At 38.5% G+C, this 24,551-nt stretch carries 22 protein-coding genes, 1 tRNA gene and 1 riboswitch; of the genes, 8 read left to right on the forward strand and 15 right to left on the reverse strand.

Annotation, left to right across the window (positions count from 1 at the left end; all coding sequences use genetic code 11):
• Positions 1–75: 75 nt before the first annotated feature.
• From cobT to mce, 12 genes are all read right to left on the reverse strand, one after another.
• Entirely contained in the window at positions 76–1,107 is a 1,032-nt protein-coding gene (cobT, locus tag C3K47_RS18100) for a nicotinate-nucleotide--dimethylbenzimidazole phosphoribosyltransferase (protein ID WP_103790576.1), read from the reverse strand.
• A complete protein-coding gene (locus C3K47_RS18105; RefSeq protein ID WP_103790577.1) occupies positions 1,108–1,821 on the reverse strand; it encodes a Dph6-related ATP pyrophosphatase in 714 nt (237 codons plus the stop codon). It lies immediately after the preceding gene.
• Complete coding sequence (locus C3K47_RS18110; protein ID WP_103790578.1) at positions 1,822–2,331, reverse strand: bifunctional adenosylcobinamide kinase/adenosylcobinamide-phosphate guanylyltransferase; 510 nt, start codon at positions 2,329–2,331, stop codon at positions 1,822–1,824.
• A 108-nt stretch (positions 2,332–2,439) separates the two neighbouring features.
• The gene (locus C3K47_RS18115; protein ID WP_103790579.1) at positions 2,440–2,988 is read right to left on the reverse strand and encodes a DUF6580 family putative transport protein; all 549 of its coding nucleotides are present in this window, start codon (positions 2,986–2,988) and stop codon (positions 2,440–2,442) included.
• A 20-nt stretch (positions 2,989–3,008) separates the two neighbouring features.
• Positions 3,009–4,928: a TonB-dependent receptor plug domain-containing protein gene (locus tag C3K47_RS18120; protein WP_103790580.1), complete on the reverse strand. Its 1,920-nt coding sequence runs from the start codon at positions 4,926–4,928 to the stop codon at positions 3,009–3,011.
• Positions 4,929–5,031: 103 nt separating this feature from the next.
• Positions 5,032–5,244, reverse strand: a riboswitch (cobalamin riboswitch).
• A 149-nt stretch (positions 5,245–5,393) separates the two neighbouring features.
• Positions 5,394–6,143, reverse strand: a complete 750-nt coding sequence (locus tag C3K47_RS18125) for an ABC transporter ATP-binding protein (protein ID WP_103790581.1) — start codon at positions 6,141–6,143, stop codon at positions 5,394–5,396.
• The gene (locus C3K47_RS18130) at positions 6,140–7,009 is read right to left on the reverse strand and encodes an ABC transporter permease (RefSeq protein ID WP_103790582.1); all 870 of its coding nucleotides are present in this window, start codon (positions 7,007–7,009) and stop codon (positions 6,140–6,142) included. The genes C3K47_RS18125 and C3K47_RS18130 overlap by 4 nt, the downstream gene beginning before the upstream one ends.
• A gap of 28 nt (positions 7,010–7,037) precedes the next feature.
• Complete coding sequence (locus C3K47_RS18135; protein WP_103790583.1) at positions 7,038–7,502, reverse strand: SRPBCC family protein; 465 nt, start codon at positions 7,500–7,502, stop codon at positions 7,038–7,040.
• 63 nt (positions 7,503–7,565) lie between these two features.
• On the reverse strand, positions 7,566–8,204 hold the full coding sequence (locus C3K47_RS18140) for an endonuclease III domain-containing protein (RefSeq protein ID WP_103790584.1): 639 nt from the start codon (positions 8,202–8,204) through the stop codon (positions 7,566–7,568).
• 112 nt (positions 8,205–8,316) lie between these two features.
• Positions 8,317–8,392 (reverse strand) — tRNA-His (locus C3K47_RS18145).
• A gap of 146 nt (positions 8,393–8,538) precedes the next feature.
• On the reverse strand, positions 8,539–8,997 hold the full coding sequence (locus C3K47_RS18150) for a GNAT family N-acetyltransferase (protein WP_103790585.1): 459 nt from the start codon (positions 8,995–8,997) through the stop codon (positions 8,539–8,541).
• A 105-nt stretch (positions 8,998–9,102) separates the two neighbouring features.
• Positions 9,103–9,504, reverse strand: a complete 402-nt coding sequence (gene mce, locus C3K47_RS18155; protein WP_103790586.1) for a methylmalonyl-CoA epimerase — start codon at positions 9,502–9,504, stop codon at positions 9,103–9,105.
• Between the two features lie 178 nt (positions 9,505–9,682).
• On the opposite strand from mce, the gene C3K47_RS18160 reads away from it, so the two are divergent.
• From C3K47_RS18160 to C3K47_RS18175, 4 genes are all read left to right on the forward strand, one after another.
• Complete coding sequence (locus tag C3K47_RS18160; protein ID WP_449441367.1) at positions 9,683–10,897, forward strand: IscS subfamily cysteine desulfurase; 1,215 nt, start codon at positions 9,683–9,685, stop codon at positions 10,895–10,897.
• A gap of 102 nt (positions 10,898–10,999) precedes the next feature.
• Positions 11,000–11,413, forward strand: a complete 414-nt coding sequence (iscU, locus tag C3K47_RS18165; protein WP_103790587.1) for a Fe-S cluster assembly scaffold IscU — start codon at positions 11,000–11,002, stop codon at positions 11,411–11,413.
• 116 nt (positions 11,414–11,529) lie between these two features.
• Positions 11,530–11,856, forward strand: coding sequence for a HesB/IscA family protein (locus C3K47_RS18170; RefSeq protein ID WP_103790588.1), 327 nt, complete (start codon positions 11,530–11,532; stop codon positions 11,854–11,856).
• A 121-nt stretch (positions 11,857–11,977) separates the two neighbouring features.
• Positions 11,978–13,891, forward strand: a complete 1,914-nt coding sequence (locus C3K47_RS18175) for an AMP-dependent synthetase/ligase (RefSeq protein ID WP_103790589.1) — start codon at positions 11,978–11,980, stop codon at positions 13,889–13,891.
• A 73-nt stretch (positions 13,892–13,964) separates the two neighbouring features.
• Here C3K47_RS18175 and C3K47_RS18180 read toward each other — a convergent pair whose 3' ends face one another.
• A complete protein-coding gene (locus C3K47_RS18180) occupies positions 13,965–16,370 on the reverse strand; it encodes a gliding motility-associated C-terminal domain-containing protein (protein ID WP_103790590.1) in 2,406 nt (801 codons plus the stop codon).
• Positions 16,371–16,620: 250 nt separating this feature from the next.
• A complete protein-coding gene (locus C3K47_RS18185; protein WP_103790591.1) occupies positions 16,621–17,553 on the reverse strand; it encodes a PorP/SprF family type IX secretion system membrane protein in 933 nt (310 codons plus the stop codon).
• Between the two features lie 372 nt (positions 17,554–17,925).
• Here C3K47_RS18185 and C3K47_RS18190 point away from each other — a divergent pair, with 372 nt between their 5' ends.
• The gene (locus tag C3K47_RS18190; protein WP_103790592.1) at positions 17,926–19,098 is read left to right on the forward strand and encodes a DUF4468 domain-containing protein; all 1,173 of its coding nucleotides are present in this window, start codon (positions 17,926–17,928) and stop codon (positions 19,096–19,098) included.
• 456 nt (positions 19,099–19,554) lie between these two features.
• On the opposite strand, the gene C3K47_RS18195 is transcribed toward C3K47_RS18190, so the two are convergent.
• Complete coding sequence (locus C3K47_RS18195; protein ID WP_103790593.1) at positions 19,555–19,956, reverse strand: DUF1801 domain-containing protein; 402 nt, start codon at positions 19,954–19,956, stop codon at positions 19,555–19,557.
• A gap of 256 nt (positions 19,957–20,212) precedes the next feature.
• On the opposite strand from C3K47_RS18195, the gene C3K47_RS18200 reads away from it, so the two are divergent.
• From C3K47_RS18200 to nrfA, 3 genes are all read left to right on the forward strand, one after another.
• Positions 20,213–22,081 (forward strand): alpha-amylase, encoded by a 1,869-nt coding sequence (locus tag C3K47_RS18200; protein ID WP_165784735.1) that lies wholly within the window; start codon positions 20,213–20,215, stop codon positions 22,079–22,081.
• Between the two features lie 232 nt (positions 22,082–22,313).
• Positions 22,314–22,967, forward strand: coding sequence for a cytochrome c nitrite reductase small subunit (gene nrfH / locus C3K47_RS18205; RefSeq protein WP_103790594.1), 654 nt, complete (start codon positions 22,314–22,316; stop codon positions 22,965–22,967).
• 23 nt (positions 22,968–22,990) lie between these two features.
• Entirely contained in the window at positions 22,991–24,478 is a 1,488-nt protein-coding gene (gene nrfA, locus C3K47_RS18210; RefSeq protein WP_103790595.1) for an ammonia-forming cytochrome c nitrite reductase, read from the forward strand.
• The last annotated feature ends 73 nt before the right edge of the window (positions 24,479–24,551 follow it).

Here is a 24,551-nt window from a genome sequence, read left to right on the forward strand (position 1 = left end):
AATTAACCACTGAGTTGCAAACAATGAAAAAGCGCTGATTTAACATAAAGCACTCCCAAATCTCCCTTTAGGGGGCTAATGGGAACTTACCCCCGCACTTTCAAATGAAGCCATTTCATTCATAAAATTAACCGCCGACTGAATAATCGGATAAGCCAATGCCACTCCTGATCCTTCGCCAAGACGCATATTTAACTTTAAAATGGCTTTTGCATTTAAATATTCAAGCATTCCTTTGTGGCCGTTTTCATCGCCCTGATGACAAAAAATACAATAATCAATAACTGCTGGATGGATGGCCTGCGCAATCAGCAAAGCCGAAGTGGTAATAAAACCATCTACCAGAAGGATCATTTTATTTGCAGCAGCCTGTAGTATGGCCCCAACCATTTGAGCAATTTCAAAACCTCCAAAGGTGTTTAATATTTCTATTGGAGAATTGGCAACATGTTTGGCAAGCGCATTTTGCAACACTTGCGTTTTCGATGCAAGCTGTTCATCATCCAATCCAGTGCCTTTGCCAACACAGTTTAACAGAGGCAAACCCGTTATTTTATGCATTATTACCGAAGCTGAAGATGTATTGGCAATACCCATTTCTCCGAAACCGATAACATTACAACCTTTTGCGGCAATTTGATTTACTAAATCTGCTCCTTTTTGAATAGCTAATTCAGCGTCAGCAATGCTCATAGCAGGTTCAATAGCAAAATTGCGGGTTCCCTGAGCGATCTTTTGGTTAATTACCAAAGGAACATCGACAAAATCTCCTTTTACACCAGCATCAACAATATTAAGTTCGATGCCATGCTGACGCGAAAACACGTTTATTGCTGCACCGCCATAAACAAAGTTAAGCACCATTTGATAGGTAACTTCCTGTGGATATTTGCTTACACCTGACTCAGCAATACCATGATCAGCAGCAAAAACAATTATGTTCGGATTGCGTAATGCCGGTTCAAGTGTTTGTTGAATCAAACACAGCTTTTCAGCCAGCTTTTCCAAATCACCTAAAGCTCCAAGAGGTTTGGTCTTAAAATCAATTTTATGTTGGATATCGTCCAATGTCGATTGATCTGGTCGTTCTATATTAAATGCTATCATCTATTTATCATTAGAAATTAAGTCGGTGAACCAGAAACCCTGTTCTTTTTCTGTCGCATCTGTTTTAAAACTATAGGGTTTAAAAACCGTTTCACCTAGTTCAAATTCAATAGCCTTTGAAAACAAAGGACCATCAAAACAAAAACTATGAAACTCTCCGTTTTCTCCGCATGGATCAACATTTTTGGGAAGAGCAGCTATGAATTCCGTAGTAATTATTTTTCCGCAGAACTCTCTATCCAATATTTCTGACTTAACGCAGCATACAACCGATAGAAATCCGAGGTTCATAAATTTAGCAACTAAAGCAGCAGTATCCTGTTTCCATAATGGAAAATAGCCATTTAAACCTGCCTTATTGAGTAAGTTTTCCCGGTAAAGTTTCAGATCCTCTAAAAAGATATCACCATAAACAATTGTAGTTATACCTTCATTTTTTAAGTCGATAAACACCTTATTTAAGGCGTTTTCATAATCTTCATTGGTACAAGAGGCAGGAACATACATTTTCTTTAATGGCATACCAATGCGTTGGGCCTGCCAATCAAGCAATTCCTCCCTTACCCCGTGCATTGAAATTCTTTTGAATTCTTCGTTTACAGTAGTAATAAGACAACATACTTCAAACTGATCAGACTGATTTAAAAGATCATACAATGCAAAAGCGGAATCTTTTCCTCCGCTCCAAAACAGGGCTGTTTTAATTCGTTCCATTTAAAACCCTTTAACTGTCATCGGAATTCCTGAAACCATAAAAACTACTTTGCATGCTTTTGAAGCAGTATATTGGTTAGCGAGGCCCTGCAAATCGGTAAATTTGCGTCCAATGGCCGTATCTGCATGAACGCCCATACCTATCTCGTTGGAAACCAAAATAAAGGTTCCGGAAATTTGTTCCAGCTTATCGATTTCAGCTTTAAAAAGTGCTAAGCTGACTTCAATATCCTGATCGTGATCCATGAAAAAATTGGTAAGCCATAAGGTCAGGCAATCAACTACCACCACTTTATTTTCAATTGGGAGTAAGCTTACACGGTGGGTTTCTTCAAAGTTTTCCCATTCAGGACCGCGATCTGACTGGTGACGCTCAACCCGTTCTCTAAAATCATCGTCCCAAATTTTTGCCGTAGCAACATAAACAGGATTGGCGCTTAAGCTTTTGGCCAAATTGTGAGCATATCGGCTTTTGCCCGACTTTACTCCTCCGGAAACAAAAATGATCATGGGTTATAAAGAAACAACCACAGCCAACACATGTTGCGCAGCTAATTTTGCGAAACCCTGTGTTGACTGTGGTTGATTAATAGTTTTTATTAAAAATCATTGAAATTTTTAGGCTTTGGCCAAAACAGGAAAACGGTATTTCAACAATTCAAATCCTCCGAACAATAATCCACAGTAAATTAAATCAGATAGAATTGCGCTGTTTAAATACGGAAGCCCGGCAATGTAGCATGCTGTTAACCCGCCGGCATTCATTGGATAGATCATACCACCAGCCCAAACGCCAAAGTTAGAGATGATGAAGAATAACAATGCCGAAGTAATCGCCATGCCGCCAACTGTTGCCACTTTAGGCTTCTTAATAATTACCGAAGCTAAAACAACCATTAAAATATAAGAGCCATATTGCCAGTAAAAACCATCGTAAAACGGAACAATTTTATGATAAAACTGAAGGTTTACGATTTGGTCACTGATCCACACCGCTAATAATGGGCATAAAAATGCCAGCCATTTACGCCCAAAATAAGCACCGCTAAAAATTGCGATCGCATCAATTGGAGAATAGCCATGTACCGGAAATAAATAAATTCGGGTAAGTAGAGCCAAAGCAATAAAGCTTAGCACAGCAAAAACACGTGGTTTATTATTCATCATCTATTTTTGATTTATGTAGGTTATAAACTAAAACTTAAACCAACGTTTGTGTTAAAACCACGGCTGTTATAACCGGTAGTTTCAACATAATTTTCATTGGTAATATTCTTTAAATCAGCAAACAATTTAAGCTTTTTCAGCAACTTGTACTCGGCGTAGGCATCTAGCAGGAAATATTTATTCAAGGTTAGATTTACTGATTGAAAGGTGTTAGGATCATAGAACGGATCAACACGTTTTCCAACCAGTTTTAAATTGGCAGAAACAAAAAAGTTCTCACTCAATTTATACCCGGCATTAAAACCAAACGTATTACGCGGGCGGCGGTACAAATTATTGAAGGTTGCATTTTGAGTGGTTACCTCTCCATAAACCAAGGAGTAAAAACCTGTTAATGTCAAGTCCTTGGCCGGTATAACCTCAGCTTCCAACTCCATTCCTTCATCATTTTGCTTATTATAATTTACATATTTTGAGGTGAAGGCAATCACATCCCTTCCCTTACGTTTAAAGGCACTCAATGCCAGCTTTGCTTGCCCATCAAAAAACACGGTTTGAAACCCGGCTTCATAGGTATTTATTTTTTCTGGTTTTAGATTGATATCTCCATAAATTGAATACAATTGATACAAGGATGGAGCTTTAAAGGCTGAGGAAATATTAACGAAAACCTTGGTGTTTTCATCAACCAAATACGATGGGTTGATGGTATACGTAAAGTTATTTCCGTAGATAGAATGACGATTGAATCGACCACCCAATTCAAAATTAAACCCATGTAAATTATTTAAGAAAACCGAAGCATAAAGGCTCGCAATTGAATTCTTAGCTGAATCGGGGTTTAGGTGAGCTATTGAAGTATAATTCCAAGACGTATTGATGTATTTACTTTCCTGTTCGGTATTCGAAAACCGATAACTTGTTCCGGCTAATAGCTCTACATGATCTGCAATAGAAAATTTACCATACAATTCAGCATTGTGCAGGTTGCCCTTCGTGTCGTTTAGATTATATTCTACCTTATCAGCAATGGTATCATTTAAGAAATACCTTTTTACATTATTATAGCTATAGTTAAAAAACCAATCGGCTTTTGACCGTTTCCAATTCGTGGCAAACCCGGTAGCTAATTCAGAAGATTTACCATCGTAATCCTTATCATCTGTAAACGCGCCGAAATCAAGCATCATCTTCGTTTCGCTGTAGCGCACAAAGGGCCTGATAGAAAGATCAGAAATAGGTGACCATCCAAGATTAAGATTTGCCCCTTTTAAACGAAAGTTATCATTTTCAAAAGCGTTGGTAACCTCAGCTGGTTTTTGAGCTGATGAAAACCCTTTTGAACTTTCATTGGCTAAGGCCAGGTTATAATCAACTTGTTTAAAGCGACCGTTTACACCCAGACTTTGTTTATAGGTCTTATATGTTCCTGCGGTAACCAGGGCATTTAAGCCAAAGGCTTTCTCTCCCCCTTTTTTGGTAATGATATTAATTACTCCTGCAACGGCATCTGAACCGTAAAGCGTTGAGTGCCCGCCACGAAGAATCTCAATACGATCAACCATGGCTAAATTGATAAGGTTTAAATCATAATTGTTTGAAGTTTCCGAAGGATCACTTACCGGAATACCGTCAATTAAAATCAATACATAACCACTTGGTGCGCCACGCAAAAAGGTCGAAATATTGGTTCCACGGTTAGAGTTAGCTCCATTTAGATTTAAGGCGGATTGAATATTGAGCAGGTCGTTGATGTTTTTACCACCGCTGCGCTCAATTTCTTCACGAGTGATGACTGAAACCACTTTTCCGGTTTCCGAAGATTTTTTGTCGAATTTGGTGGCGGTAACAGAAACTTCATTAAGATCAAGTTTCTTTTCTTGTCCAAAGGCAAACAGCGAAACAGCTGTTAGGACAGTAAGAGTAAATAGTTTTTTCAATTTTGATAGTTTATGAGTTTAAAAAAGCCCATAACCAACAAGGAAAGTAATGAAAATACGCTAGCAGTATTTACATTCCAGCTTTGGTCCCCGAAAGCTATGAATAAGTTATCATGCCTTGGCAGGTCTTCTGACTTACTCATTTTCATCCGGAGCCTTCCCGTCATATACAGACAGTGGCGTGAGAGTGCCGGATAAGCCTGATCATTGATTGATCAGGCCGAGCTTACAGCAGCGGGCCTGTTCAGGATTTTCACCTGATTCCCTTTTAACCCCATTAAAAACTATAATGGAGACCAAAGCGCCGCAAATGTAATACTTGATTAAATAAATACAAAGAGGATATTGGAGTGTCAATAAATTAACAGGAAGAAATTTTATTTGGTTTTAATTATCAGCACTTTAGTTTTTGACCATCGTACATTGACCATGGTCGATAGTAAAGAAACTCCATGAACTATCACCTTATTCAAACCAGGCAAACAAATCAGTAAGTTCCAATTGTTTTTTTTCTTCCGAAGAAATATCACGTAGAATTACACCTTCCGAAAACTGCAAGATACGGTTACCGTAAGTATAAGCATCCTTTAGGTTATGGGTCACTAAAACGGCCGTTAAATTATAATCCTGAATTATTTTATCGGCGGTTTGCATCACAAAATTGGCTGAGCGAGGATCGAGAGCTGCAGTAGGTTCATCTAACAACAGAATTTTAGCATCGTCCATCACACTCATTAAAAGCGTTAATGCCTGTCTTTGTCCACCGGATAAACTTCCCATTGGTTGATCCAGCTTGTTTTCCAGACCCATTTTTAGAGTTGAAAGCTTTTGCTGAACCAACTCTTTGAATGCTTTATCTGTACCAATTGTAAGATTTTTAGGTTTAGTACGAAGCGCCGCCAACCGGAAATTGGTAAGGATACTGAGATCTGGAGCTGTTCCACTCAATGGGTTTTGAAAAACACGGGCAATCCACTTTGAACGATTATACTCAGCCAATTGGGTTACATCCACATCCTGAAGTAAAATCGTTCCATGAGTTGGGTTCAAATTTCCGGCAATAAGATTCAAAAACGTTGACTTACCCGATCCATTAGCGCCCACTACCACAACATTGTCGCCATGTTTGATTTCAATAGTTGTTGATCTTAACGCATTAACTTCGTTGGCTTTCCCCTTGTTAAAGCTCTTGGAAACATTGTTCAGCTTGATCATGATTGTTTACGAAAACCTAATTGTGGAATACTTACTATAATTAGCACAAACAGAGCGGTTAAAAGCTTGAGTAAATTGGGATCAATACCAAGTGAAAGAGTAAAGGCTAAAACCAATTGAAAAACAATAGCTCCGGCAATTACGAATAGCAATTGCAGCCAAATATTGGTTACCGACAACCAATTATTTAGCGTTTCGCCAATCATTACCGAGCCCAAACCTACTATTACAATACCAATACCCATGCTTATATCGGCAAAACCCTGGTATTGACACACTAAAAAACCTGCCGTTGCAACCAAGCCGTTTGAAATTGCCAAGCCAATAATTTTCATCCGGTCGGTGTTTACGCCCAAAGCCTTAATCATGCTTTCGCTGTTTCCTGTGGCACGCATCGCCAAACCAAAATCGGTTTTAAGAAGTAAAGAAAGTCCTGTCCATAAAAGAGCAATATTGATCAGTAAAGCGATGGAACTATTAATATCGAGGTTGGAAGTAGGGCTGATGACTTCGAAGATGTTACGAATATTTAGCAATGGAATGTTTGAACGACCCAGAATGCTCAAGTTAACCGAATACAGGGCGGTCATCACTAATATTCCCGCAAGCAAGGCATTCACTTTTAACTTGGTATGAATAAAACCAGTAATGCTTCCTGCCAAAGCCCCACCCATTACAGATAACAAATAAGTTAACCAAATGGGATAGCCGTGAGTTAAACAAACAGCCGTAATAACGGCTCCAAGTGTATAACTTCCATCTGTGGTTATATCCGGAATGTTAAAAATTTTCATGGAAATGAATATTCCCATGGCAATTGCCGAAAGGCTAAGGCCCAATAAAAGCGCGGTAATGTAAAAATTCATTGGGCCTAATTTATCTTTTTAGGCTGAATTACTCAGCCATTTTCTTCAGCTCAGCTTCCAGCTTATCAAAATTCTCTTCGTTGGCACCTTCAACAAAGCTTCTTACTTTAGCACATTCCTCAGCCGAATCAAATATCATCTTAAAAACCACTTGGGTTTTATCGCCTATATCTTCAAAAGTGGCTATTACCTGGAATAAATGCCCCGACAAATGATCAAAAACCACTTTCTCCGGCTTTTCAATCTTTACAAAGATACTTTCATTAGGATAATCGCTTCCATCCGGACCATGCATAATAAAACGCCAGTAACCATTGGGGCGCAGATCAAACTCATTAAAAGTATTGGTAAAACCTTGAGGTCCCCACCAGTTTTTAAGATGTTCCGCCTCGGTCCAGGCTCTAAAAACAAGTTCTCTATTAAAATTGATCAATCTTGAGGTAACGATCAGCTGATCAGGTGAAGGATTGGTTATTTCTTGAAGTGGTTGCATAGTGGATTCTTTTAATCACAATTTAACTTGATTTAGATAGTTTTACACCCTAAATCTTACTTCTTAATTTACAATTCCTTTTTGTGTCTTATAATACTCACAGACCGATCTCATTAAACATATCTCGCATTTAGGTGTAGGGCGACAAATTTCGCGACCCAAAAACGAAATGGCCATACCTGCATCCCACTCTTCTTTAGGTAAAGTGTCCATTAGCTGCTTTTCAATTTTTTTTGGATCCGTACCTGTAGCTATTCCTAATCTTGGCGCCACACGAACAACGTGTAAATCAACAATTAACCCTTCAGCAGGCTTACCCGACTCGCGTAAGATCACATTGGCTGATTTACGGCCAATTCCTGGTAATTCGGTTAACTCCTCCAAATTGGTTGGAATATTCTTATCCTCTTTCACTTTCTGAGCCAACTCCATTAACCATTTGGTTTTATTGCCAAAGTTGCGCACGCCACTAATAAAAGGGTACAGCGCTTCTGCTGTTGCCCTCGAAAGCGACTCCATATTCGGAAATGCCTCAAATAGTTTTGGAGCGATTTTATTAATATTCCGGTCAGAGTCTTGGGCTGATAGTATGACCATTACTACTAATTGGTAAATATTCCCATACTCCAATGGGTGACGTGTGTTTTTATATTTTTCAATCAGCGGTTTAATGGCTTCGGGCCAGTTTACGTTAGCAGACATATAGTTTTTGATGTTTAAAGATTGCAGTGCTAAGCTAAATAATAGGTAGTAAAGAATAAATTCAAATTAGCAATAACGAAAAAAGCAGCCTTTTGGGCTGCTTTTTATTTCCGGGTGGAATATGGGGCTCGAACCCACGACCTCCTGAACCACAATCAGGCGCTCTAACCAACTGAGCTAAAACCACCGTTTATTTCCCGTTTGGGACTGCAAAAGTAATACTCCTATCTTTTTTTGCAAAATATTAATGCAATCTTTTTTCAAAAAAATCGATAATTATCAATAAATGAAGCACTTTAATTTACGAGTTTTTATCAGTTATGCGAAATAAGGCTTAATCTTTAGGCTCCAACTTCTCCCTACGCATATAAATATGTTCAATTCCGTCTTCTAAATAAATTTCATCGAACTCTATAAACCCAAAGCTTTGGTAAAATCCTAGAAGGTAGTACTGGGCTCCAATGGTAAGTTCATTAAACCCTAATTCTTCCGCTTTCTCAATCGCTTTTTGCATAAGCAATTTGCCAAAACCATGCCTTCTTGCTTCTCTTGATGTAACCACGCGACCTATTGATGCGGTTTCAAATGCAACACCGGGAGGAACAATACGTGAATAGGCTGCCAATTTTCCATCTTCCCATCCCATTAAATGCCAGCAATTCGGGTCTTTGCCATCACAATCCAAAAACGGACAATTTTGTTCCACAATAAAAATATCCTCCCGCAACTGAATTATGGCATACAGTTCTGCTGCGGTAAGCTCATCAAAAGTTTTAAAAACCCAATTTATCATCGATTAACCACTTTAATTACCATAATTATTCATCCAGTATTCCATCATTCTTTCGTTCCATCACTCGATCATTCTATCATTCACTCATACTATCATTCTATCATTCTATTCCTTGCTCTGGCACAATTCAACTAAAACACCATTGCTGGTTTTAGGATGCAAAAAGCAAATCATCTTATTATCGGCACCTTGCTTAGGTTTGTCGGAAATAAACTGAAAACCTTCGTTCTTTAATCGTTCAATTTCCTTTTCAATATCCTCCACTTCAAAAGCGATGTGGTGAATACCCTCTCCCCTTTTTTCGATGAACTTAGCGATCGGACTATCCTCGCTTTCGGCCAGCAACAACTCGATCTTGCTCTCACCGATTTCAAAAAATTCGGTGGTTACTTTTTCCGATTCCACTGTTTCAGTTTTATAGCTAGGTTTTCCCAATAACTGTTCAATCAATTTGGATGAAGAGTTGAGGTCCTTTACAGCAATTCCAATATGGTCTATTCTTAACATGGTGAAAACTATTGATGATAAATTATGTTATTCAATAAGTTGGTTTTTGACGGCATTAAAACATTTGCAAAAAATGTAAAGCAAATGTAAAAATCAATCAAATAAAACCATATCCCAAGGCACAAATCGGAAAATTTGTGTTACTTTTGCAATGCTTTATTTAGACAATTTACAAATTATGTTGGAGTTACCTATTTACTTGGATAACAACGCCACTACACCAATGGATCCTCGTGTGTTAGAGGCAATGTTGCCGTACTTTACAAATAAATTTGGCAACGCAGCAAGCCGCAATCACTCATTTGGTTGGGTTGCTGAAGAAGCTGTTGATTATGCCCGCGGTCAAGTTGCTAAAATTATAGGCGCTACTGAAAAAGAGATCATTTTTACTTCAGGCGCTACTGAGTCGAATAACCTTGCTATTAAAGGCGTATACGAAATGTATCAGCAAAAAGGTAATCATATTATTACCGTTGTTACTGAACATAAATGTGTTTTAGACTCAGCACATCACATCGAAAGAATTGGCGGAAAAGTAACCTATCTTCAGGTTAAACCTGATGGTTTGATCGATTTAAAAGAATTGGAAGATGCTATTACTGATAAAACCATTTTAATTTCGGTGATGTATGCCAACAACGAAATTGGCGTTATCCAACCGGTTAAAGAAATTTCAGCAATTGCACATAAACACGGTGTATTATTTCACACTGATGCAACGCAGGCGGTGGGTAAAATTCCAGTTGACGTAATTGCCGATGGAATTGACTTACTGTCGTTTACTGGCCACAAATTGTATGGTCCAAAAGGTTGTGGAGCTTTATATGTTCGTCGTAAAAACCCGAGAGTTAAAGTAACCGCTCAAATTGATGGAGGTGGTCACGAAAGAGGAATGCGTTCAGGTACCTTAAACGTTCCTGGTATTGTTGGCTTTGGTAAAGCTTGCGAAATTGCAATGGAAGAAATGGCTAGCGAATCGGTTCGTTTAGCTGCACTTCGCGATAAACTTGAAAAAGGTGTTACTGTAATGGAAGAAACATATGTAAACGGAAATACCCAAAACCGATTACCTCATGTGTGTAACGTTTCTTTCAAATATGTTGAAGGTGAAGGCTTAATGATGGCGATGAAAGATCTTGCTGTTTCATCTGGCTCTGCTTGTACATCGGCTTCATTAGAACCATCGTATGTTTTAAAAAGCTTAGGATTAAATGATGACCTTGCACACTCATCTATTCGTTTTGGTTTAGGCCGCTTTACAACAGAAGAAGAAGTTGATTACGCGATTGAAGTAACTAAAAAAGCAGTTACTCACTTACGCGAATTAAGTCCGCTTTGGGAAATGTTTAAAGAAGGCATTGACCTTGACAGCATTGAATGGGCAGAACACTAAGAAAGCAAGAAGTTAGATTTTAGAGGTTAGATTTATCACTTCTAAAATTGTACCTCAACAGTTAAACTTTAATAATCTTACGACTTAAAAAATTAAGAAAATATGGCTTACTCAGAAAAAGTTATCGATCATTACACTCACCCACGTAACGTAGGTACTCTCGATAAAGCTAAAAAGAATGTGGGCACCGGTTTAGTTGGTGCTCCTGAATGTGGCGACGTAATGCGCTTACAAATTGAGGTTGACGATAATAATGTGATCACTGATGCTAAATTCAAAACATTTGGATGCGGATCAGCTATCGCTTCTTCATCACTTGCTACAGAATGGTTAAAAGGTAAAACCGTTGATCAGGCTATGGAAATTGACAATATGGATATTGTTGAAGAATTGGCCTTACCTCCGGTAAAAATTCACTGTTCAGTTTTAGCTGAAGACGCTATTAAATCAGCAATTAACGATTATCGTGTTAAAAACGGTTTTGAGCCTATTCAATTAGAAAAATCGCACCATTAATTGAGATAAAAGAACCTGGAAACAAGACAGAAGACAATTCAAAGCATTCCTTGTTTCTCTAATATGAAAAAAGAGCATTTCTTGTCTCTTGTTTCTTAACTCTTGATTCTATACGAATGATTACAATAACAGATAAGGCAAAATCAAAAATTGATAACCTGATGAGTGATGCACAGCTTGATAACACTTATTTTTTAAGGGTAGGTGTACAAGGTGGCGGTTGCTCTGGTTTATCGTACAATTTAGATTTTGACAACGAGGTTAAAACCGGCGATCAGATGTTCGAGGATAAGGGACTCAAAATCGCATTGGATATGAAGAGCTTTTTATACCTGGCCGGCACTGAACTGGATTTTACAGACGGTTTAAATGGTAAAGGATTTAACTTTATTAACCCTAATGCCAGCCGTACTTGCGGCTGCGGAGAGAGCTTTTCAGTTTAAGTAATTGATTTACATTAAAATAAAGGGGCTTCTGTACCAAACAGAAGCCTTTTCTTGTATAGTTGGATTTTTTTTTTGCACATTTGAAACTTTGCTTTCAAAATTCTTATGAAACAACCTTATGGCGCAAATAACTGAACGAACTACTATTCCTCAACTATTAAGAAATGTAGTTCAGGGAGTTAAATCACCTAATGACCCTTTTTTATCAGAAAAGATCGGTACAGAATATAAGTCGATAAGCTTTGGTGAAACATTGGCCAATGCAGATGCTCTTTCGGCTTGGTTCATGGAAATTGGCATTAAAAAGGCTGACCGACTAGGTCTTCTGATTGAAAATGGACCTAAGTATGTTTTCTTCGATCAAGGTCTTCAGCAATTAGGCGCAATAAACGTTTCCATTTACCCTACTCTTTCCGAACCTGAAATTGAACACATCATCAATGATTCAGGAATGAAAACCCTGTTGGTTGGTAACCATTTTTTATTGCGCAAAGTTTTAAAAATTGCCGACAATTGTTCTTCCCTTGAATATATTATTCCCGCTTTTGATGATTACGCGAAGATCACTCATCATTATCATGGTTCAAAGAAGGTAATTGCATTTAGTGAGGTTCTGGAAGAGGGCAAAGCTCTATTATCAAAATACGCCGGAAAAATATTTCAGGCCCGAGAAATGGTTCAGCCTGATGACGTAGCAGCCCTAATTTACACTTCAGGAACCACGGGAACACCCAAAGGTGCCATGCTTACCCATGCGAACTTTATAAGTAATGTGAGAGAGTGTCTTGTACAAATCCCTGTGATTACTTCCGATGATGTGTTCCTTTCATTTTTACCACTATCCCATGTTTTTGAGCGCACAGCCACCTATCATGTTTGTTGTGTCAAAGGTGCTCAAATTGCCTATGCTCAAAGTTTAGAATTGTTGGGAAAAAACATGATGGAAGTGCAGCCAACGGTAATGAGCGTTGTTCCTCGATTGTTAGAACGAATCACCGAAAAAGCTACTAAAAACGGAACTGCCGGTGGAGGGCTCAAATCAAAAATATTTTTGTGGGCAATGGAAATTGGACGCAAAGCAAGAGAGCGAAAAGAAGTTGGAGAGCCATTGGGAATAATTTTGTCAGCACAATTGGGCCTTGCCGAAAAGCTTGTTTTCAGCAAGATCAAAGAAAAAACCGGTGGAAACCTCAAGTTTATGATTTCTGGTGGCGCCGCTTTACCTAAAAATGTTGGTGAGTTTTTCGGAAACCTTGGTATTAAGATCCTGGAAGGTTATGGCCTGACGGAAACCTCTCCTGTAATGGCTGTTACCGAATTTCATCGTCAGGTAATTGGTACGGTTGGAAGAGTGATCCCGGGAATTGTTGTAGCTATACAAAATACCGATACTAAAGAAATTTATACCAAACAAACCTATGAGAGTTTTGACCCTAACTTTGAATCTGCCGAAGGCGAGATCATTGTTAAAGGGCCTTGCGTAATGAAAGGATATTGGGGCAAACCAGAAGAAACGGCAATAGTTATAGACGAAGATGGTTGGTTTCATACAGGTGATGTTGGAAGATTTAACAAGGGCAACCTTCAGATCACTGATCGTATAAAAAACATTTTGATCAATTCTTACGGAAAAAACATTTATCCCACTCAGGTTGAAAATACTTATTTGAAAAGTACCCGTATTGAACAGATTTTCCTGATCGGTGATAAGCGGGATTACCTAACTGCAATTATCGTCCCCTCTCATGATTCGCTAAGAGAAAGCTTTGACCTGGATGAAGATTTCTTTAATGAACCCGATCAGTTTATTGAAGATGAGCAAATCGTTAACTGGATCAAGGAAGACATAAAAAGACTCTCTAACGAACTTGCCAAATTCGAACGGATTAAAAATTTCGCTATTAAACGTCATCCTTTCAGCATTGAAACCGGCGAACTTACACCTACATTAAAAACCAAACGGAGGATTATTGAAAAGAAATACGCCGACGAAATTGATGAACTATATGAAGATGTGGTAGAAGCTGATTAATAAAAGTAAAGCTTATATAATTAAAAGACCGATGCCCTTATAGCATCGGTCTTTCTGTTTCAAATTTCGCTTATCAATAGACAATTGTTACAGAGCCTGAAATAGGCAGTAACCGGGAGCTATTGGGTCGGATAACATAATAATAAGTTGCAGATGGAATTGCCTTTCCTTTTGTTCTTCCATCCCATGGAACTGCATAACCATGTGAATAGAACATCTCATCACCAAATCTGTTAAACACATGCACATCAGCATCCGGATAGTTTACAATACCTTTTATGATCCATGTATCATTTAAGTTGTCGCTATTAGGTGAAAACACATTGGGGATTTTCAAATCACTAAAAACTCTTACCGTAACCGTATCCTTACAAGTGCAGCCATTTGCAGCAGTTCCTGTAAGAACATAGTCTGTATTTTCAGTTGGATTAGCTATTGGAGTGAGACTATTAGGGTTATCAAGGGTTGCTAAAGGCGACCAACTAAATGAAGACACATCACTGCTTAAACTACCAGACAATGATATACTTTCACCTAAATCAATGGAGACATCCTCTCCAGCGTCTGCTATTGGAGAAGTTTTAACATTTATTGAAAAGGAAATTTGCTTACTGCAATTACCATTTTCACTTTTGTAAGAAAGATTAATTACATGCGTGCCAGGACCGGCAAGCAAAGGATTGAAAAGAGAATCTGTAATGGCCTCTCCTGAAAATTCATAGGTATTAATTGGTCGCTGACTTAATAACGCTAGTAAATTGATCAAACCATCGCGTTGACAAGTTTCGATAAGGGGTTGAGTGCGAATATCAGGTATCGATTCAATATTTAATTCATATAATAATTCATCAATAGCTTCGCAACCTGCTTCACCAGGCCTGGTGCTTGTTACTTGAATTGTATACTTTCCTGCCTGTGTAAACGTTACCTGATTTCCTGCATTTCCATTACTGTACTCATAAATAAATGGTGCCTTTGTTGAAGTACTGATTGGGTTATCATCTGTAACTATCAAGCCATTACCAAAGTTCCAAACCAATTCGGATGGTTGATAAGGTAATACTACTTCAAAAGTCAAAGGAACTTCAATACATGCGCCCTGTATTTCAATGTTATTAGATTTAACAATGATCTTTTTGTCGAGATCCTCAATATTGGAGCCGGCAGAGTAACCATACGACTCTATATCGCCAAATCCATATACAATTGCGTTAAAGCCCGAATCTGCAGTGAGTGTAAAACTTCCTGCCTGAATATCTTCTTGTAAATAGGAATAAGCTGTACCACCAATATCAGTAAAACTCGTACGTGGTGGTCGTCCATTAATTCGAAAACTGCTTTTGCCACTCGCTTTAATTAATACATTTACATAATTCCTGGATATTTGATAATTATTTGTGGAGTACATGGTGATACGTTTCAGGTTTTGCTCTACCGGATTCAATATGATCATTTCCGGATCTCCCAAACTGCCATCACAAACCTGTGTAACACTAAACTGAACAACAGAGATAGGCTTATCAGCCACTATATGCAAAGGTTTATTAACCATCTCGGTTTCAATAAACTCGCCAGCGCTCAATGTGGAATTAAAGCCATCAATACTCACTGTTGTCCCATTTTCAGCTGCAAATACTCTAAAAAAATCTCCCCCCCTTGTTTTAAATGGCATCGTGATAAACTCCCTTCCCCATGAATTAACCGGATACATTTGTTGAAATAAATTATCTCCCGTGTCGGCATTCGGACAGCCCAGCGGTGACCAGGTCGTTCCTCCAAATACGGCTATCCGCTTACAGGTTTCTTCATCATTCCCATTCCCTATTGATTCGACTGTAGACCCCGAAAGATCGCCCTTAGATTGAACCTCGTAAACATCTCCTTCATTCATAGTAACATCAAAAGACACACCAGCTACATTTCCATTAACCGTATTCGCTTTAGGGGTTATTCGTACTGTAGTGTTGTTATTGGTGGCAATCACCATGAACTGTGAAAAGCTGCCTCCTTCGCTTGCATTGGGTCGATAGCTTGACACTACGTATTTTCGGCCTAGCGTATTTGTTGGTAAAACCAATGTAGAGCCAGAGATAACAAAGGCATAAATATGCGCATATACAACAATGGGGTCATTTGAAACAATATGAATGCCTCGGTTTAGCACCGACTGCTGGTTATCGACATAAGCCCCTACCGGAATCCTTACCGTTGTTACTGTATTTGCTGTGACTGAAAAAGTTTGAATGGAACTGATACCCGGAACTGAAACTGTGCCGGAGGTGGAAATATCCGAAGTAATATAGATAGACATGATAGCCCCTCGAGGTCCGGAAACACCTTCGATATGTGTCATAAAACCGACCCAAAAATCGGTTCCTTTATTGGAGTTTTGTGCGACTGACTGGTGTGGAATAAACGCATTTAATATACCTAAACAGTATATCAACGGAAGAAAGTTCCTTATACGAATGTAAAGCATGTAAATTTAGATTAGAGCGCAACAATGAATTTTTAAGCAAGTATGTTCATTTATAAGAATTAACAACCATTTCTGACCATTTGATTGTTGTAATAATTTACTAAAAATTAATGTGAGATTAAAATGGAAGAGTCAATTAATAAAAACCTTAACAATATTGTCACAGATTGCTACTACACCCTTTTCAGTAAAAGAAAAAGCGGCTCTGGAGATCCAGAACCGCTTTTTCTTTTTTATAAATAAATGATTGTTACCAAACGTTGCGAGGACATTTTAATCGTCCTGAATTATTCAACTGAAGACCTAAGATGACCTCATGGCTACCTTTATGAAAATCTGTTAATTCGTTTACACCATAATCATATGAATAGGCCACATTTATTAATGAGCTGATATTTACCCCAAGCAACGCTGAAAAGCTGTCGGCTTTACGATAAGAAACACCTGCCCAAACTGTTTCCTGATACATCAGTTTAAAGTTAAAATCCATTGAAGCAGGAGCCGGATCGATCCATTTGATCATAATAGATGGTGTTGCTAAGAAATCATATCCAATAGGAAAACGATAACCTCCCGTAAAGAAGTAATGGGCACGATAGCGATTATCATCGGTATTATTAGCTGCACTTCCATAATTCAAGGTTACAGGAACAAGTTGCAAGCCAGAAGCTCCAACATAAAACTTATCAGAATATAACCAGATACCAGCAGATACGTCAGGTAAGAACTGAGAAATACGACTATTTGCAATTGCCGGATCATTAGGATCAGCAGGATTTAGCAAACTTGCATCGGTAGTATATTGGGTAAAGCCCGCTGATACACCAAATGAAACTTTCATCGCACCTGAAATAGGCAAGTGATAGGCATAACTTCCATCAAAGGATAAGCGGCTGGTAGGACCTGTTTTATCAGAAACGATATTTCCTCCTATACCATGGTGACGATCATCAACATCTCCTATTGGCATTTGAAAAGAAAGATAACCGGTTTTAGGAGCAGCTTCAAGACCAACCCACTGAGAGCGGTAGCTCAATTTCATATCATAATAATCTTCAATACCGGCAATAGCAGGATTAAGGATATAATTGTTCTGCATGTAGAGTGTGTATTGCGGTCGTTGTTGACTATATACAAACCCGCCTAGCAGCAGTAAAATAAACGTTAGTAGTAAATTCTTCATTAAAATTACGGTTACGGTCTCGTTGCTGGTAAATCTACTCCTTTTGTACGGCAAATCATTAATATTAGTTTCATTATCTAAAACAAATGGTAGTCAAAATTTAAGCCAAAAGCCTCTTTAAAATTAATTCTTTTAACAGTTCCTAAAAGTAGCATTTATAAAAAACAGCCCTAATTAATGTACTAAAAAACATTCAAAATATTAACTATTGATTTACATTTTTCGTGTTTACCAAATATAAACCAACATATAAAAAAATGATGCTTTATGTAACTTTTAAAACAAAAATACGGTAATAAACTCTAACCAAACTATTACATTATTACTTATTAATTAAACCAACACTTACCATACTTATTATTTGTAAATTTTATGAAGAAATTTTTACTACCGCTCCTATTTATATTACCTGTTACCCTGCTTGCACAAACTCCTCAATTTGCATTGAGTGACAGTACCAATAAAATTTCATACAAAGCTTCTGTCTCTGTAGATACCTCTTTCAATAAAGTAGAGCTTTTTCAACGTACAAAAGAATGGATCCAACTTAATTTCCAACAGGAAAACAAAGTACTTCATAAAGATGATTTAAAGAGCGGGACCATCATAGCAAAAGGATTTGCGGGTTACATTACTAAACTAAACAACGCTGAGTTTCAAAACAAACTTACCTGGACCATGACCATTACAGTTCGCAATGGTGGGTATAATTATGAAATGACTGATATCTATTCATCAGAAAACGCTTCGGGCAATAATGCTTTTACTGCCACATGGACCACTCCTATTGAAGATCTTCTTTTAAAAGAAATAGCATTTAAAGATAATGGCGATTATAAACCATTAAATAAAATGCATGCAGTTGCTACAGATAAATTAATCAAGGAAGCAATTGCAAGTTTGAATAAGTTCCTAAATCCGGTAGATGTATCAGCCATTGCCAAAAGAGCTGATCAACTAAATTCCGAATTCAATAAAAATACACCTGCACAAACTGTAGCTTCAACAAATCCAGTCTCAGTAGTTGTTGAACAAAAAACTGCACCTGTTCAAACTGTGGCTGCAAATAATAATCAACCTAAAGCTGAAACCAAAACAGAGGTTTTGGTAGCTAATAACACTTCGACGATCGAACCTGTAAAACAACAATCGGTTGCAGCCCAATTATCGGCCAGCAAACCAGCAGAAGCTCCAAAAACAATGGAAGATTTGAAGAAGATGCAAGACGACATTAAGAAATTAGAGTTGGAGTTGAAGAAACAAAAAGAGACTGATGAGTTAAAACTGAAACTGCAAAAAGAAATTGATGAGTTAAATGCAGAAATAAAGCAGTTGGAAAATAAAAAGGCCGCCTTAAAAACAGAAAGCACTGCTAACACCGATTCTCCTAAAACAATGGAGGATTTGAAAAAAATGCAGGATAATATTAAAAAGCTTGAAGCAGGAATTAAGATTCAGAACGAAATAGATAAACTGAAAGACGATGTTAAAAAATTAGAAGCTAAAAAAGCTGAATTAAGATCACCGATTGCCAGCGCCAAATAGTACTACGATTTTAACTTTTTCAAGCATTTGACCCCTGTCCATAAAAGGCAGGGGTTTTCTTTTGCTAACCCCAAATCCAAAGCAAATCAAGTTTGTTTATAGATGTGCATGGTAAGGATCTTAAAAATCATCGAAACCTTATGAGCTTAACACCTTGAATTAACATACCCCACAAAAAAAATGCACCGTCCGACGGGGAGCCGAAAGGTGCATACAATTAAACCAAACCGTATATGTATATACAATCTTCATTCCGAATATTGCCAAACCCTATTCAACTATAGGTAATCAATAAAAATTACTTATAACCAATAGTTTATCAAATTGATTAAAAATTAGAATATTTTCAATAAGTGCATTATAATTTGGACACATGTGTATGGAGATTTTGACAGTATTGCAACAGAAATTATTATTTTATGAAAATATCATACGAAACAAATCAATAGATAGATCTTATTTCAATCGATCTAACCTTCCTTTTCTTTTGATCAGGTTTTTATAATCCCATTGAATATGGATCGCTTTCTCCAACCAGCGTCTTAAATCTTCGATATTTATTTCGTTTGAAGAGGTATAACGCGCTTCGGCAGCTTTAAATGACCCTTCATTAGCCAAGCCTGTTTCATCAAATGATTGTCCGCTCCAAAATAACAATCGTACACAATCTTTTAATTTGCTATAACCGGCAATAGGGTTTCCGTCTAAAAACCATACTGGATGAGCATGCCAGATCTTTCGTTCGGCGCCAGGTAAATTATTGGTAATTTCTTGGGCGAGTATGTTACAAATATTCCGATCCTCTTGCGCAAGCGCATCATTATACGATTGTATATCTATGTGTTTTTCAGTAGCCATGATTGTGTATGTTTTTCTTGCAACAAATCAGCTCAATTTACCAATTTAAAACATGAAATGAGTTGAGAACCCGAGCCTACCATCTTTTGCAACAGGCAGAGTTATCTGCTTAACAATAAAACTCCATCCTGCTGTATTTCAATAATTTAAATATATTTTGCTTTTGTAATTTTTTAATTACAATTTACATATCACACTATGTATATTCTAAATCAGCCAGTTAGAATTTTTATTAAAAACAGCCAATTTTATCATTATGAAAACAAACTTAATGCATCCCTGCATTACAGTCTCTCCTGCCAGGGAACGTGTTGTAATGCGACTATTTAAACAAACATCACTATTACTCGGATTATTCCTTACGCTAAACTTTTCATTTTCATCCTGTAAAAAAGATTCAGAATTAATCACAAGCGGAGAGCTAAACAAAGAGCTTTCAAAGCAAAATAGTTCCAAATCTACCGAAGCCGTTACAAGTGGAGGTCAAACAGGGGTAATGATGCAGGGCTTTTATTGGGACGTACCAATGACTACCCCAGCAGGGTCCTGGTGGCAAAACCTGCAAGCTAAAGCAACTGAATTATCACAAGCAGGAATCACAGCCATTTGGATTCCTCCGGCCAATAAAGGTGGAAGTGTATACGATGTAGGTTATGGCGTATATGACCATTATGATTTAGGGGAGTTTAATCAAAAAGGAACGGTAGCTACCCGTTATGGAACTTTAGGTCAGCTTCAGTCGGCCATTTCAGCACTTCATCAAAACAATATAGGCGTTTACGAAGACATTGTAATGAACCATATGATGAATGCTGATTATTCGGAAACGGTGAATGGTAAAACCGTATGGACCGGGTTTAACTTTCCCGGCAGAAACAATACCTACAGTTCATTTACCTGGAATCATAATAATTTCAATGCGGTTGACCAGAGCGGCTGGATCATGTTTAACAATTGGGATTTTCAGCCTTATAACAATGGCGATTTTTATGATGGATTGATGGGCTGCGAGATCAGATTTTCAGATGCAGCACAAAGAAACGAAATGGTTACATGGGGTAATTGGATCACGCAGAAATTGAGTCTGGACGGCTATCGCTTGGATGCGGTAAAACATATCCATACCTCATTCCTAAACCAATGGCTCGACAATGTAAAGGGTTCCCGTTTTGCGGTGGGTGAATGCTGGTCAAATGACATACAAAACCTTCAAAATTACGTTTCATCAACCGGAGGCAGAATGAGCGTTTTTGATGTTCCATTGCATTACACATTTAAAGCGATGAGTGACGGTAATGGAAGTTGGGATATGCGAGGCTTGCAGTTTGCTGGCTTCACTGAGGCCAATGGAGATCTATCAGTTCCATTTGTTGACAACCACGATACCGATGCCCCTTCCGGTGCTTTACGTTCGCCGGTAGTTAATTTAAAGATGCTGGCATACAGTTATATTTTGTTGCGTCAGAAAGGATATCCATGTGTGTTTTACAGAGATTATTATGAATATGGATTGGGTAATCAAATAAAGAAACTGATAGAGATCAGAAAGAACAATGCTTATGGAGCTTCTTATGAATACACCAGCGTTAACGATGCAAATGTATATGTTTATTCACGTTCAGGTGATGCTACACACAAGGGCTTATTAATGTTGTTGAATGACGGAAGCAATGCAGCAAGTAAAGGCGTTACTACTCCATTCCCTAATGCAACTCTGACAGACAAAACAGGTAATACCGCCGGCACTGTTACTACAAATGCAAGCGGTTACGGTGTTTTCCCGGTTAACGCTCGAAATTATGCAGTTTGGGTACCAAATAGCACAGGAGGCGGATCCAATACATCTGTAACTTTCAATATTACCTACAACAATACCGTTTCCGGACAGGATCTTTACATTATTGGAAGTATACCGGCATTGGGAAGTTGGAATACGGCAAATGCTGTAAAAATGACTTGCCCGGCATGGCCGGCATGGACACAAACCATTTCATTACCAACCGGGCAATCTATCGAGTATAAGTATATCCGCAAGGATGCAAGCGGTAATGTTTTATGGGAACCAGGTTCAAACAAAAACATTACACCTACGGGTTCAACACAAACCCGAAACGACACATGGTAGAATGGTTTAGATATATATAGTGAAACCAAAACAGGTAAGCATTTTTCGCTTACCTGTTTGTTTTATAATTATTCCATCTATAAGAAGGGCAGTAAGTAAACGACTGGGTAACTTTTAGGAAATAACTTGAACTACCTTTAAATAAGAGATTTACTGCACGTAATTTTAATTCATAACCACCCATTTAAACTTTTTTCTGTAAGTTTAATATAACCTATTAAAACGCTGCTTCATGGGGGGTAAGCTTCACAAACTTGAACGATTTCTTTTCAGGTATAACCTGATCCCACCTAAGAAATGGAGACCTGCTGCAATTGTAGCAGTAGCTACCTTTATTGGATTAGGTCTTTATGTATTGCGATTAAGCAATGCTGCATCTTACCTTTCAGATGACCCTCAGGCCTGCGTCAACTGCCACCTAATGACACCACAATATATTACCTGGAGTCATAGTTCACATAGAGAAGTGGCTAGCTGCAACGACTGTCATGTGCCTCATAATAATGTTTTCAGCAAGTATTATTTTAAAGCTAAGGATGGATTATACCATGCCTCCATTTTTACATTGCGGGCAGAGCCCCAGGTCATTAAAGCCAAAAGTGCTTCTATTGAGGTGATCCAGGAAAACTGCGTCCGGTGCCATGTAAACCAGGTAACAGATGCAAAAATGGCCGGGTTTGTAGAAGATCACCATGCCAAAAGAACTGATAGAACTTGTTGGGAATGTCATCGGGAGGTTCCGCATGGCAGGGTAAAAAGTCTGTCTTCCGTAGGTTTACAATTAGAGCCTATACGGGAGTATGCTTCACCCGATATGAAAATTATACCCGACTGGCTTCAAAAAACAATGGAAGAAAATAAACAGAAATCAACCCAAACGAAATAAGGATATCAATCAATAACTGTTCTATGAAAAATTGGATACTTTTTTTAGGAACCATAGTAGTAACTTTTTTGCTGGCTATGCTGGTCTTTTCTATCATGAATAGAAAAACTGAAGCAAAGTTTGCTTACCATGCTCAGGTGGCCATTGAAGGCATTGAGCCGAGGGATACCTTGTGGGGATTGAATTATCCCCGTCAATATCAATCTTACCAGAAAACCAAGGATACTACATTCAAGAGCATGTATAACACCAGTGGTTTCCGTGATGCATTAGCAGAAAACCCGGAAACGATCATTCTTTGGGCAGGCTACGCTTTTAGCAAAGGGTATAATCAGCCCAGGGGGCATAACCATGCCGTGCGGGATGTACTTGCCTCGGTGCGCATCGGGGCCCCGAAAGAACCGGGTGGCGGAGTGATGCCCAGTACTTGCTGGACCTGTAAGAGTCCGGATGTCCCTCGCCTGATGAAGGAAATAGGCGTAACTCAGTTTTACAGTAAAAAGCTATCAGATTTTGGGAGCCAAATAATCAATCCTATTGGATGTGCAGACTGCCATGATCCCCAAACAATGAATCTGACCATCACTAGACCGGCACTTATAGAAGCATTCCAGTCGATGGGAAAGAATATCAACCAGGCCTCCCACCAGGAAATGCGTTCGCTGGTATGTGCACAATGCCATGTTGAATACTATTTCGACAAAACCAATCCAACAAAAAAAGGTGCCCAATACCTGACCTTTCCATGGAAAAATGGATATACCGTGGAAGATATGATTGCCTACTACGACAGCATTGGTTTTGCTGACTGGGTTCATCCTTTGAGCAAGGCAAAAATGCTGAAAGCACAACATCCGGATTATGAGATTTACACATTTGGCGTACATGCAAAAAGAGGTGTTTCCTGTGCCGACTGCCATATGCCTTACGGCACAGAAGGCGGTCAGAAATTTACCGATCATCATATCGGCTCTCCTTTGGCGAATGTTGAAAACTCCTGTTTTGTGTGTCATAGAACGAAAGTGGAAGATTTGGTAAGTGATGTATATGAACGCCAGGGAAAGGTAAAAGAAAGCATTTCCCAATTGCAAAGACACATTGCCATGGCCCATCTGGAGGCCGAACAAGCATGGAAGTTAGGAGCAACTGAAGCCCAGATGAAAAATATTCTCCTGGGAATTCGGCATGCGCAGTTCCGCTGGGATTATGTTGCCGCCTCCCATGGTGCGGGATTCCACGCTCCATTAGAATCGAGCCGCATCTTAGCTGCTGGTACTGCTATTATACAAGATGCACGGATAGAGCTAGCCCGATTATTGGCAACTTTAGGTTATAACCAACAAGTGAAAATGCCCGATTTAAACAGTAAATCTGCGCTGCAGGCTTATATTGGAGTTAACCTCGAAAAAGAAAAAATGGATAAGGCAGATTTTCTGGAACAGGTAGTTCCTAAATGGCTTAAGGAAGGAAAAGAAAGAGAAGCCCGGAAAAAAGTGACCATGCTCAGATAAAATATTCCTTCATACTTAAAACGATGTATACCTTAAATTTCTAACATAAGACCGGTCTGGTTCTGACCTTCGT

The organism is Solitalea longa, assembly GCF_002920915.1.
GTDB classification, from domain to species: Bacteria; Bacteroidota; Bacteroidia; order Sphingobacteriales; family Sphingobacteriaceae; genus Solitalea; species Solitalea longa.